The sequence below is a fragment of the Enterobacter cloacae complex sp. P14RS genome, from assembly GCF_014895895.1.
Lineage (GTDB): Bacteria > Pseudomonadota > Gammaproteobacteria > Enterobacterales > Enterobacteriaceae > Enterobacter > Enterobacter bugandensis.
Map to the genome: position 1 here is coordinate 71,263 of NZ_JADBQM010000025.1, position 12,054 is coordinate 83,316.

The 12,054-nt window shown below is 56.3% G+C and carries 11 protein-coding genes and 1 other annotated feature; of the genes, 6 read left to right on the forward strand and 5 right to left on the reverse strand.

What is annotated here, in order from left to right; genetic code table 11:
• Positions 1-180: 180 nt before the first annotated feature.
• Positions 181-2,778, reverse strand: a complete 2,598-nt coding sequence (gene topA / locus IM295_RS20025; RefSeq protein WP_041909639.1) for a type I DNA topoisomerase — start codon at positions 2,776-2,778, stop codon at positions 181-183.
• Between the two features lie 399 nt (positions 2,779-3,177).
• Between topA and IM295_RS20030 the strand changes: the two genes are divergently transcribed.
• Positions 3,178-3,429 carry a YciN family protein gene (locus IM295_RS20030; RefSeq protein WP_003856804.1) on the forward strand — a complete coding sequence of 84 codons (252 nt, stop codon included), beginning with the start codon at positions 3,178-3,180 and terminating at the stop codon, positions 3,427-3,429.
• Positions 3,430-3,463: 34 nt separating this feature from the next.
• Here IM295_RS20030 and sohB read toward each other — a convergent pair whose 3' ends face one another.
• Positions 3,464-4,510: a protease SohB gene (sohB, locus tag IM295_RS20035; protein WP_193067243.1), complete on the reverse strand. Its 1,047-nt coding sequence runs from the start codon at positions 4,508-4,510 to the stop codon at positions 3,464-3,466.
• Positions 4,511-4,761: 251 nt separating this feature from the next.
• Here sohB and IM295_RS20040 point away from each other — a divergent pair, with 251 nt between their 5' ends.
• Both IM295_RS20040 and cobO read left to right on the forward strand, forming a co-directional pair.
• Positions 4,762-5,523, forward strand: coding sequence for a YciK family oxidoreductase (locus tag IM295_RS20040; protein WP_028013406.1), 762 nt, complete (start codon positions 4,762-4,764; stop codon positions 5,521-5,523).
• The gene (cobO, locus tag IM295_RS20045) at positions 5,520-6,110 is read left to right on the forward strand and encodes a cob(I)yrinic acid a,c-diamide adenosyltransferase (protein ID WP_193067244.1); all 591 of its coding nucleotides are present in this window, start codon (positions 5,520-5,522) and stop codon (positions 6,108-6,110) included. The genes IM295_RS20040 and cobO overlap by 4 nt, the downstream gene beginning before the upstream one ends.
• Positions 6,111-6,145: 35 nt before the next feature.
• Here the strand turns inward: cobO and rluB are convergent, their stop codons facing one another.
• The 3 genes from rluB to rnm all read right to left on the reverse strand — a co-directional run bounded on the left by rluB (position 6,146) and on the right by rnm (position 8,617).
• Positions 6,146-7,021 (reverse strand): 23S rRNA pseudouridine(2605) synthase RluB, encoded by an 876-nt coding sequence (gene rluB / locus IM295_RS20050; protein ID WP_045260662.1) that lies wholly within the window; start codon positions 7,019-7,021, stop codon positions 6,146-6,148.
• Between the two features lie 97 nt (positions 7,022-7,118).
• Complete coding sequence (locus tag IM295_RS20055) at positions 7,119-7,739, reverse strand: L-threonylcarbamoyladenylate synthase (RefSeq protein WP_003856793.1); 621 nt, start codon at positions 7,737-7,739, stop codon at positions 7,119-7,121.
• Positions 7,736-8,617, reverse strand: a complete 882-nt coding sequence (gene rnm / locus IM295_RS20060) for an RNase AM (protein WP_028013409.1) — start codon at positions 8,615-8,617, stop codon at positions 7,736-7,738. Before rnm ends, IM295_RS20055 begins: the two co-directional genes overlap by 4 nt.
• 139 nt (positions 8,618-8,756) lie before the next feature.
• On the opposite strand from rnm, the gene trpL reads away from it, so the two are divergent.
• The 3 genes from trpL (at position 8,757) to trpD (ending at position 12,054) form a co-directional block, all read left to right on the forward strand.
• Entirely contained in the window at positions 8,757-8,801 is a 45-nt protein-coding gene (gene trpL / locus IM295_RS23310; protein ID WP_106993556.1) for a trp operon leader peptide, read from the forward strand.
• Positions 8,778-8,871: a sequence feature (Trp leader region), on the forward strand. It overlaps the preceding gene by 24 nt.
• 25 nt (positions 8,872-8,896) lie before the next feature.
• The gene (locus tag IM295_RS20070) at positions 8,897-10,459 is read left to right on the forward strand and encodes an anthranilate synthase component 1 (protein ID WP_063942357.1); all 1,563 of its coding nucleotides are present in this window, start codon (positions 8,897-8,899) and stop codon (positions 10,457-10,459) included.
• Positions 10,459-12,054, forward strand: a complete 1,596-nt coding sequence (gene trpD, locus IM295_RS20075) for a bifunctional anthranilate synthase glutamate amidotransferase component TrpG/anthranilate phosphoribosyltransferase TrpD (protein WP_028013411.1) — start codon at positions 10,459-10,461, stop codon at positions 12,052-12,054. The genes IM295_RS20070 and trpD overlap by 1 nt, the downstream gene beginning before the upstream one ends.

Below are 12,054 nucleotides of genomic sequence, written 5' to 3' on the forward strand. Positions count from 1 at the left end.
CATCCGATTTAGCGCACGCGGTCAATCGCTTAAGACGATTTGATAATAAAAAAAGGGTTAACTATAACCACTATATCACTTATAGCCTGACTGTATAGTACGGAACAAAAAATAATAATAAGGTAATAAAAAAGGGCCGGAAGTCCGGCCCTTTCACGGGTAAGCTACGGTTAAGAAAGATTATTTCTTGCCTTCAACCCATTTGCCATCGACAAAGAAGGCGGACCATCCGGTCGCTTTACCCTCTTTCTCTGCCGCAACGTACTGCTGCTTCGTTTTACGGCTAAAACGGACCACCGTCTTATTGCCTTCAGGATCCTGCTGTGGCGCATCGGCCAGATAACGCAGCTTCTCAGGCAGACGATCGCGGAAGCGATGCAGCTCTTCCACCAGCGGTGCGCGCGTTTCACGCGATTTCGGGAAGGTGTTGGCGGCCAGGAAGACACCTGCGGCACCATCACGCAGCACGAAGTACGCGTCGGATTTTTCACACGGCAATTCTGGCAGCGGAACCGGATCTTCCTTCGGCGGAGCAACCTCACCATTGCGCAGAATTTTGCGCGTGTTCTTACACTCGTCGTTGGTGCAGGCCATGTACTTACCGAAACGCCCCATTTTCAGGTGCATTTCAGAGCCACACTTCTCGCACTCCACAATCGGGCCGTCATAACCTTTAATGCGGAACTCACCCTCTTCGATCTCATACCCGTCGCACGTTGGGTTGTTACCACACACGTGTAGCTTGCGTTTAGGATCGATCAGATAGCTGTCCATCGCCGTGCCGCATTTTTTGCAGCGGCGTTTCGCGCGCAGGGCGTTGGTTTCCGCATCATCACCTTCCAGCACGTTGAGAACTTCGTTCTCCGGCACCAGGTTGATGGTTGTTTTGCAGCGCTCTTTTGGTGGCAGCGCATAGCCTGAACAGCCAAGGAACACGCCCGTTGTCGCAGTACGGATCCCCATCTTGCGGCCGCAGGTCGGGCAGTCGATGCTGGTCAGAACCATCTGGTTAGGCAGCATGCCGCCCTCTTCAGGATCTTTCTCCGCTTTCTCAAGCTGGTTGGTAAAGTCGCTGAAGAAGCTATCGAGAACCTTCTTCCATTCCGCCTTGTGACTGGCCACTTCGTCGAGGCTGTCTTCCATCTGCGCGGTGAAGTCGTAGTTCATCAATTCGCGGAAGTTAGCTTCCAGACGGTCAGTGACAATCTCACCCATTTTTTCGGCATAGAAACGGCGATTCTCTACGCGAACGTAACCGCGGTCCTGAATGGTAGAGATGATTGAGGCGTAGGTTGACGGACGGCCAATCCCACGTTTTTCTAGCTCTTTAACCAACGACGCTTCACTAAAGCGCGCAGGCGGCTTGGTGAAGTGCTGGGCCGGAACCAGGTCGACAAGCGACAACTCGTCGCCTTTGTTTACCGCAGGCAGCGTACGGTCTTCATCACCTTTACGCAGCGCAGGCATCACTTTCGTCCAGCCGTCGAAGCGCAGGATACGACCGCGTGCCTTGAGGCGGAAGTCGCCCGCGCCAACGGTCAGCGTAGTGGAATCATATTTCGCTGGCGTCATCTGACACGCGACAAACTGACGCCAGATCAGCTGATACAGCTTCTGGGCGTCGGCTTCCATATCCTTCAGCGACTCGGCTAAAACAGAGACATCAGAGGGACGAATCGCTTCGTGCGCTTCCTGAGAATTCTCTTTGCTGGCGAACTGGTTGGCGCTTTCCGGCAGGTATTTTTTACCGAAGTTGTCGCTGATGTAGCCGCGCACCATGTTCACCGCGTCCTGGCTCAGGTTGGTGGAGTCAGTACGCATGTAGGTGATGTAACCCGCTTCATACAATCGCTGGGCCATCATCATGGTTTTCTTCACGCCGTAACCCAGACGGGTGCTCGCCGCCTGTTGCAGTGTGGACGTGATAAACGGCGCGCCAGGCTTGCTGCTGGTCGGCTTATCTTCGCGTTCCAGTACCTGATAGCGCGCTTTTTCCAGCAGCGCCACGGCGGCCATGGTCTGATCGCGGTTTTCAGGACGGAAAGGCTTATCGTTGTGATGGCTTACCTGCAGGGGCAGCGCATCACCGCCCGGGGTGGTGACATTGGCGTCAACTTCCCAGAACTCTTCCGGCACGAAAGCTTTAATTTCGCGTTCACGCTCAACGACAAGACGCACGGCTACAGACTGCACGCGTCCTGCAGACAGGCCGCGGGCAATCTTTTTCCACAGCAGTGGAGAAACCATGTAGCCCACAACGCGGTCCATAAAGCGACGCGCCTGCTGGGCGTTCACACGGTCGATATTCAGCTCGCCCGGCTTCTCAAACGCCTGACGAATCGCATTCTTTGTAATTTCGTTAAACACTACGCGGCTGTAGCGTTTGTCATCCCCGCCGATCACTTCCCGCAGGTGCCACGCAATGGCTTCCCCTTCGCGGTCAAGGTCGGTTGCGAGATAGATGTGGTCTGCTTTTTCAGCCAGCTGCTTCAGCTCGTTAACGACTTTTTCTTTCCCGGGCAGCACTTCATATTGTGCATCCCAGTTGTGCCATGGGTTAACACCCATGCGGTTGACAAGCGCGCTACGTTCATCCTTTTTAGGCTTTTTAGCCCCTTTGGTGGAGGTAGAGTCTGCGCTCTTTTTGCTGGCTGAGCCACTGGTCGGCAAATCGCGGATGTGACCAACGCTGGACTTAACCACGTAGTCATTACCCAGATACTTATTGATCGTTTTGGCTTTTGCCGGGGACTCAACGATGACGAGAGCTTTACCCATATTCACCTTTACCTAATTTAATTCTTCCAGGAATACGCCGCACGTTGATTTCCCTTCCGCTGACGACGAGCCAATGATATTGCGACTGCGTCAGGGGATATCAACCCCTATGTCTTACCGAACGTCAGAATGGCGACATCCAGGTCATTGAGTTTTCGGGTATTTTTCTCACATCTCGTATAATTCGTGACGAATTCCCGGTCGAATGTCAAGCAATTCTGTTGCCAGAATGACGAAAGCGCACACTCTACCTGATAAAATTCGTTACGCAACTTTATTAGCATGCAAAAGCAAATCCCGCCAACCTGCCCTCTGCATCTTATCCCCTCACATTACAGGGAAAATTTGCCCCCAAAGCGCCCCCGGCGTAGACTATTGTCACTGTTTAAGGAGTGGATTATGCAGAATACGACCCAACCCATTGACCGAGCCTCTCTGCTTATCGAAGCAAACAAGCTTATTCGTGACCATGAAGATACGCTGGCAGGCATTGAAGCCACCGGCGTTGAGCAACGTAATGGCGTGCTGGTTTTCAGCGGCGAATACTTCCTTGACGAGCAGGGGTTACCGACCCCGAAAAGCACTGCCGTGTTTAATATGTTTAAATACCTGGCGCATACGCTTTCAGAGAAATATCACCTGGTCGATTAATGCAAAACGCGAGGCATATGCCTCGCGTTTTTGTTTACAGCAGCGGTTTTTGTCCGCGCTGTAGCCAGCGAAGCAGCAGGCGGTCCGCGCTTTCCGCCGCACTGTTGGTAAAGCGGTCCATCAGCCGTTTGCGCTGTGTAAAGCGCACGCCTACCAGTTCCCGGCCTTCCATCAGGTTGAGCAGCAGGTCATCACTGGTACCTACTTCATCCACCAGCCCTTTTTCCTGCGCCTGGATGCCGTACCAGTGCTCACCGGTCGCCACCTGTTCAATATCCAGCGTTGGGCGCATGCGATGTACGAAGTCTTTAAAGAGATGGTGGGTTTCATTCAGATCTTCACGGAATTTTTGGCGCCCCTCTTCCGTGTTTTCCCCCAGCAGCGTCAGGGTGCGTTTGTACTGACCCGCCGTGTGAAGTTCGATATCAATCTCTTTATTTTTCAGGAAGCGGTTAAAGTTAGGGATCTGTGCGACCACGCCAATCGAACCTATGATGGAAAACGGCGCCGCAACGATTTTGTCCGCCACGCAGGCCATCATATAGCCGCCGCTCGCCGCGACTTTATCTACCGCCACGGTAAGTGGGATCTGCTTCTCGCGCAGACGCTGCAGCTGTGAAGCGGCCAGCCCGTAACCGTGAACCACCCCGCCCGGGCTCTCAAGACGCACCACCACCTGATCCTGCGGCGTTGCCACGGCCAGAACCGCAGTCACCTCTTCGCGCAGCGAAGCGACTTCATGCGCATCCATGCTGCCTTTAAAATCGAGCACATAGACGCGGGGTTTTGCGTCGCCCTGCGGCGTCGCGAGCTTTGCCTTCGCCTTCGCGGCTTTGGCTTCATGCTTGTGTTTTTTCTTCTGGGCTTTCAGCCACAGCTTCTGCTGATGGCTATCGAGCAGCGAGAGGGACATCTCTTCCTGCATCTCTTTATACTGCTCGCTCAGGCGGGTGATGCGTAACTCCCCACGCTGACGCTTGCGCTGCGTCAGGTTGACAATCAGAACGGCAACCACGGCAATGGCAATCACCACCGTCGCGATTTTGGCCAAAAACAACCCATATTGAGAAAGTAATTCCACGCGTTCCACCTTGATTTAACCACGAATCTTTCACGGCAGTGTACAACAGCCCTGCCCCTGCGTCTCGCCCGTGACATTACCTCTGCGAGCCGTCTTCAGGAATCCCCGCGCTGCGGTTTAAATATTTGCAAATTGTTAATTTTGCAGCAATGCGTCCTGTAGACTGATTGAATTCTCACGCTAATTCGGGCATAAAGCCGAAAAGTCATTATGAAGGCGTGATAGAGACACCGTGCGCCTGAGGAGTCACCGTGCATTATCAACCGCAAAAAAACCTGCTGCAGAACCGAATCATTCTTGTCACTGGCGCCAGCGATGGTATTGGTCGCGAAGCGGCCCTGACGTACGCTGAATATGGCGCAAGCGTAATTCTGATTGGGCGCAACGAAGAAAAGCTCAAAGGGGTCGCTCAGGAAATTGAGGCCGCAGGCGGCACACCTGCCCCCTGGTACACGCTCGATTTGCTGACCTGCACCCCAGCGCTCTGCCAGGAGCTTGCTCACCGTATCAGTACCCACTACCCACGTCTTGACGGCGTACTGCACAACGCTGGTTTGTTAGGTGAAGTGCGTCCAATGGATGAACAGGATCCTGAAATCTGGCAGCAGGTGATGCAGGTTAACGTTAACGGTACTTTTTTCCTCACGCAGGCCTTGCTTCCTTTATTACTCAAATCCGAGTCTGGATCTCTGGTCTTCACCTCTTCCAGCGTAGGCCGCGAGGGACGCGCAAACTGGGGGGCTTATGCTGTCTCAAAATTCGCGACCGAGGGCATGATGCAGGTGCTGGCGGATGAGTATCAGAGCCGCCATCTGCGCGTAAACTGCATTAATCCGGGGGGTACGCGCACCAGCATGCGCGCCAGCGCGTTCCCGACGGAAGATCCGCTGAAGCTGAAAACCCCGGCAGACATTATGCCACTCTATCTCTGGCTGATGGGCGACGACAGCCGCCGCAAAACCGGAATGACCTTTGATGCCCAGCCGGGCCGCAAACCGGGAATTTCGCAATGAGTGAAGAACGTCATCAGCAGCGACAGCAGCGTCTGAAGGAACAGGTTGACGCGCGCGTCGCGGCAGCTCAGGACGAGCGAGGGATCGTCATCGTTTTTACCGGCAATGGTAAAGGCAAAACTACTGCCGCGTTTGGCACCGCTACCCGCGCGGTCGGTCACGGGCAGAAGGTTGGCGTTATCCAGTTTATTAAAGGTGAATGGCCCAACGGCGAACGTAATTTGCTTGAGCCTCACGGCGTTGAGTTTCAGGTGATGGCGACCGGGTTTACGTGGGATACGCAGAACCGGGAAACCGATACCGCAGCCTGTCTGGCCGTCTGGGAGCACGCTAAAAGAATGCTGGCCGATCCCTCGCTGAATATGGTTCTGCTGGATGAGATCACCTATATGGTCGCCTACGACTACCTGCCGCTGGAGGAGGTGCTGAATGCACTGAAGAACCGCCCTGCGCACCAGACGGTTATCGTTACAGGTCGTGGGTGTCATCGTGAGATTCTGGAGCTGGCAGATACCGTCAGCGAGCTGCGTCCGGTCAAGCATGCGTTTGATGCAGGCATCAAAGCACAAATTGGCATTGATTACTAAAGAAAAAGCCCGGTGAGTTCACCGGGCTTTTTCAATTAACCGTTGTTATTCCGGTTGCCAGAGCGACGATTGCTGTTCACCTGGCTGTGGCGTTTAACCGCACGACGGATCTGATTCGCCTTCATACGACGACGATCTTTCTCCACCGCCACTTTAGATGTGGTTTCCGGCGTCAGGCCAACCAGCTCGCGCAGGTAGTTAGTCTGGGTAAGATCCAGCTCGGTATAACCACCGCGCGGCAGACCTTTCGGCAGCAGAATGTCGCCGTAGCGAACGCGGATCAGGCGGCTAACCTGCACGCCTACCGCTTCCCACAGACGACGCACCTCGCGGTTACGGCCTTCGGTCAGGGTCACGTTGTACCACTGGTTAATCCCTTCACCACCGGTAAATTTGATGGTTTTGAACGCCGCAGGGCCGTCTTCCAGCTGCACGCCACGCGACAGATCGCGCAGTTTATTTTCGTCGACCTGGCCGAAAACGCGAACGGCGTATTCACGCTCTACTTCACGGCTTGGGTGCATGAGGCGGTTTGCCAGTTCACCATCGGTGGTGAACAGCAGCAGACCGCAGGTGTTCACGTCCAGACGCCCCACCGCAATCCAGCGGGCGCCGCGCAGTTTTGGCAGACGGTCAAACACCGTTGGACGACCTTCCGGGTCGTTGCGCGTACACAGCTCGCCTTCCGGCTTGTAATACGCCAGCACGCGGCAGATCTGTTCCGCGGACTCTTTCACGGAGATAAGATGACCGTCAATGCGGATCTTGAGCCCCGGTACGATTTCTACGCGGTCACCCAGCGTGGCGATTTTACCGTCCACACTCACGCGGCCCGCTTCAATAATGGCTTCGATTTCACGGCGTGAGCCGTGGCCGGCGCGCGCCAGCACTTTCTGTAACTTCTCGCTCATTGAGCTTCCTCAGGTGTCGCCTTCACAGGCGTCGAATCAGGTCAAAAGCAGAGCCGAGCCCTGCTTTGATGGCCGCGTAGTATATCTGCTTACACCTTTACAAGAAAGGCTTAACATCACCCACGCCTTCACGAATCACTTCAGGCGCGTCTTCGGTCAGATCCACAACGGTAGTCGGCTGCTGGCCGAGATAACCGCCGTGAATAATCAGCTCCACTACCTTCTCCAGACGATCTTTAATCTCCTCCGGATCGGACTCGGTAAACTCGCTGCCCGGCAGCATCAGCGAGGTGGAGAGCATCGGCTCGCCGAGGGTTTCCAGCAGCGCCTGGGCAATCGGGTTCGACGGCACGCGCATGCCGATAGTCTTACGCTTTTCCTGCAGCAGGCGACGCGGCACCTCCTTCGTCCCTTTCAGAATGAAGGTGTAGTTACCCGGCGTGTTGTTCTTGATCAGGCGAAACGCCACGTTGTCGACATACGCATAGGTCGACAGCTCAGAGAGATCGCGGCACATCAGGGTAAAGTTATGGCCGTCCGGCAGCTGACGAATACGGCAAATGCGTTCCATCGCTCCTTTATCTTCAATTTTACAGCCCAGCGCGTAGCCGGAATCGGTCGGGTAGACTATCACGCCGCCTTTGCGGACGATCTCCACGGCCTGGTTAATCAGACGTGGCTGCGGGTTGTCCGGATGGATATAGAAAAACTGACTCATACTTCCCTCTCTTCAATTTGCTGCGGCTGCTCCCAGAGCTGCCAGACCGGCTCAACGCCAGCGGGTAGCCAGAGCTTGCGTCCCAGCTCGATCCACGCGCAGGGCTGGTGGAAATCAGAGCCCTGTGACCCTAGCAGGCCAAACTGGCGGGCGTAAGTCGCGAGCTGCGCGCGCTCGTTGGGCGCCTGCTGACACTGGGCGACTTCCATCGCCTCGCCACCGCATTCGGCAAAGTGCGCCAGCAGCCGTTTCAGCCATTTAGCAGAAAGATTATACCGTCCCGGATGGGCCAGCACGGCCTTACCGCCAGAATGATGAATGACATCAATAGCTTGTTTTATTGTACACCACTGTGGCGGAACGTATCCGGTTTTCCCGCGCGCCAGATACTTTTTAAAGACATCCGCCATGGTCGTCGCTTTGCCCGCTTCAACCAGAAAGCGGGCGAAATGACCGCGGGTGACCGCCCCGCCGTTCGCCAGCTTTTGCGCACCTTCCAGCGCACCCGGAATATGCGCCTTCTCCAGACGCTCGCCGATCATCTCCGCGCGCTGGTTGCGGCGCGTTTTTTGTTCTTGCAAAAAGGCAAGAAGTGCCGGATGTTCTATATCAATGTTCAGGCCAACGATATGAATCTCATGGTTTTCCCAGACGGTCGAGATCTCGACGCCGGGCACCAGATTCAGCGCCAGCCCGCTGCGGGCAATCTCGGCGCGCGCTGCCGGAATGGCGTCGGTGGTATCGTGATCGGTTATCGCCAGCGTGCCGACACGCATTTCAACCGCGCGATGAACCAGGGCTTCGGGTGTCAGCAGGCCATCAGAGGCCTGAGTATGGCTGTGTAAATCATAAATAATCGCGTAGGTGGTATCGCTCAAAGCACTTCCCATAACAGGTTGGAGACATCCGAAAACGCCATGATACCGACTTAATATGAAATTCTGAAATCAAGGGTTGACAATACGCCATCGAACTAGTTAACTAGTACGCAAGTTCACACGAGAAAGGTATCTGAAAATGACAGCACATTTCACTCTGCACGGTTGGTGGCGCACTTCCTGATCTTCGGGCAGTGTCACGCATCTGCGAAATGCAAACAGATACCCGCCCGCTACCCAGCGGGCTTTTTTTTGAACAGAATAAATGAGAATCACAACATGCAAACAGCCAAACCTCATCTCGAACTGTTGACCTGCGAGGCGGTCTATCGCCACAACCCGACCGCGCTGTTTCATCAGGTGTGCGGCGCGCGTCCGGCGACGCTGCTGCTGGAGTCTGCGGATATCGACAGCAAGGACGATTTGAAAAGCCTGCTGCTGGTCGACAGCGCGCTGCGCATTACCGCGTTAGGTGACACCGTCACCATTAAGGCGCTCTCTGATAATGGTGCATCGCTGCTGCCGCTGCTGGATGCGGCTCTGCCCGCGGGCATCGACAATGAACGTCACCCGGACCTGCGAATTCTGCATTTCCCGCCGGTAAGCCAGCTGCTCGACGAAGATGCGCGCCTCTGCTCGCTGTCCGTGTTCGATGCCTTCCGCCTGCTGCAAAATCTTGTCACCGTGCCGGAAGATGAGCGCGAAGCAATGTTCTTCGGCGGGCTGTTTGCTTACGACCTCGTCGCCGGTTTTGAAGATTTGCCGGAAACCGAGCAGGGCAACCGCTGCCCGGACTACTGTTTCTACCTGGCCGAAACCCTGTTGGTGATCGACCATCAGAAAAAATATACCCGCATCCAGGCAAGCCTGTTCACGCCCTCTGCGTCTGAGAAAAACCGCCTTGAGCATCGCATCGCCCAGCTCCGGCAGCAGATGACGGAAGCGCCGCCTGCGCTGCCGGTACAGCACGTGGAAAAAATGACATGCGACGTTAACCAGACCGACGATCAATACGGGGCCGTGGTTCGCCAGATGCAAAAGGCTATTCGCGCCGGGGAGATTTTCCAGGTTGTGCCGTCCCGCCGTTTCTCGCTGCCCTGCCCGTCACCGCTGGCGGCTTACGACGTGCTGAAGAAGAGCAACCCGAGCCCATATATGTTCTTTATGCAGGACAATGATTTCACGCTGTTCGGCGCCTCGCCGGAAAGCTCGCTGAAGTACGACGCCACCAGCCGCCAGATTGAGATCTACCCGATTGCGGGCACCCGTCCGCGTGGCCGTCGTGCCGATGGCTCGCTGGACCGCGATCTGGACAGCCGCATCGAACTGGAAATGCGAACCGACCACAAGGAGCTCTCCGAACACCTGATGCTGGTTGACCTGGCGCGTAACGACCTGGCGCGCATTTGCACCCCGGGCAGCCGCTACGTGGCAGACCTGACCAAAGTTGACCGTTACTCCTTCGTGATGCACCTGGTCTCCCGCGTGGTGGGTGAACTGCGCAGCGACCTCGACGTGCTGCACGCCTACCGCGCCTGCATGAATATGGGCACGCTGAGCGGCGCGCCGAAGGTGCGCGCCATGCAGCTTATCGCCGAAGCGGAAGGACGTCGGCGCGGGAGCTACGGCGGCGCGGTGGGTTACTTCACCGCCCACGGCGACCTCGATACCTGCATCGTGATCCGCTCCGCCTACGTCGAAGACGGTATTGCCACCGTTCAGGCCGGCGCCGGGATTGTTCTTGACTCTGTTCCGCAGTCTGAAGCTGACGAAACCCGCAGTAAAGCACGCGCGGTATTGCGCGCCATCGCTACCGCACACCACGCACAGGAGATTTTCTGATGGCTGACATTCTGCTGCTCGATAACATCGACTCCTTTACCTATAACCTGGCAGATCAGCTGCGTGCGAATGGTCACAACGTCGTTATCTACCGCAACCACGTTCCGGCTCAGACCCTGATTGACCGTCTGGCGACCATGCAAAACCCGGTGCTGATGCTCTCCCCGGGGCCGGGCGCGCCGAGCGAAGCGGGCTGTATGCCCGAACTGCTGACCCGCATGCGCGGCAAGCTGCCGATTATCGGTATCTGCCTTGGTCACCAGGCAATCGTGGAAGCTTACGGCGGTTACGTCGGCCAGGCGGGCGAGATCCTGCACGGTAAAGCCTCCAGCATTGAACATGACGGCCAGGCAATGTTTGCCGGGCTGCCGAATCCGCTCCCGGTCGCGCGCTATCATTCGCTGGTCGGCAGCAACATTCCGGCCGGGCTGACCATCAACGCCTCGTTTGAAGGGATGGTGATGGCGGTACGCCACGATGCGGATCGCGTCTGCGGGATGCAGTTCCACCCGGAATCTATTTTGACCTCCAATGGCGCCCGCCTGCTGGAGCAGACCCTTGACTGGGCGTTACAGAAGCTGGAGCAGACCAACACCCTGCAGCCGATTCTGGAAAAACTGTATCAGGCACAGACCCTGAGCCAACAGGAGAGCCACCAGCTTTTTTCCGCCGTGGTGCGCGGCGAGCTGAAGCCTGAGCAGTTGGCGGCGGCGCTGGTGAGCATGAAAGTGCGCGGCGAAAGCCCGCAGGAGATCGCCGGTGCGGCAACCGCGTTGCTGGAAAATGCTGCTCCGTTCCCGCGCCCGGACTATCAGTTTGCGGATATCGTCGGGACCGGCGGTGACGGTAGCAACAGTATCAATATTTCTACCGCCAGTGCCTTTGTCGCCGCAGCGTGTGGACTGAAAGTGGCAAAACACGGTAACCGCAGCGTCTCCAGCCGTTCAGGCTCGTCCGATCTGCTGGCCGCGTTTGGCATCAATCTGGAGATGAATGCCGAGCGTTCGCGTGAAGCGCTGGACGATTTGGGCGTCTGCTTCCTGTTTGCGCCGAAATATCACACCGGTTTCCGCCACGCGATGCCGGTTCGCCAGCAGCTTAAAACCCGCACGCTGTTTAACGTGCTCGGCCCGCTGATCAACCCGGCCCATCCGCCGCTGGCATTAATTGGCGTTTACAGCCCTGAGCTGGTCCTGCCGATTGCCGAGACGCTGCGCGTGCTGGGTTACAAACGCGCCGCCGTGGTGCACAGCGGCGGAATGGATGAAGTTTCGCTGCATGCACCGACGCTGGTGGCCGAGCTTAACGATGGTGAAGTACTCAGCTATCAGCTTGAGGCGTCTGATTTCGGCTTAACGCCGTACCATCAGGAAGCGCTGGCAGGCGGTACGCCGGAAGAAAACCGTGACATTCTGACGCGCTTACTACAAGGTAAAGGTGAGGCCGCTCATGAGGCCGCCGTGGCTGCCAACGTCGCCATGCTGATGCGTTTGCACGGTGAGGAAGACCTGAAGGCCAATGCTCAAAAAGTTCTGGATGTACTGCGCTCCGGTGCAGCTTACGATCGCGTTACCGCACTTGCGGCAAGAGGGTAA

What these genes read in the sequence shown, in the direction of transcription:
- topA (WP_041909639.1), bottom strand. Translation starts at nt 2,778, where the DNA reads ATGGGTAAAGCTCTCGTCATCGTTGAGTCCCCGGCAAAAGCCAAAACG.
- IM295_RS20030 (WP_003856804.1), top strand. Translation starts at nt 3,178, where the DNA reads ATGCAGAATACGACCCAACCCATTGACCGAGCCTCTCTGCTTATCGAA.
- cobO (WP_193067244.1), top strand. Translation starts at nt 5,520, where the DNA reads ATGAGTGAAGAACGTCATCAGCAGCGACAGCAGCGTCTGAAGGAACAG.
- rluB (WP_045260662.1), bottom strand. Translation starts at nt 7,021, where the DNA reads ATGAGCGAGAAGTTACAGAAAGTGCTGGCGCGCGCCGGCCACGGCTCA.
- IM295_RS20055 (WP_003856793.1), bottom strand. Translation starts at nt 7,739, where the DNA reads ATGAGTCAGTTTTTCTATATCCATCCGGACAACCCGCAGCCACGTCTG.
- IM295_RS20070 (WP_063942357.1), top strand. Translation starts at nt 8,897, where the DNA reads ATGCAAACAGCCAAACCTCATCTCGAACTGTTGACCTGCGAGGCGGTC.
- trpD (WP_028013411.1), top strand. Translation starts at nt 10,459, where the DNA reads ATGGCTGACATTCTGCTGCTCGATAACATCGACTCCTTTACCTATAAC.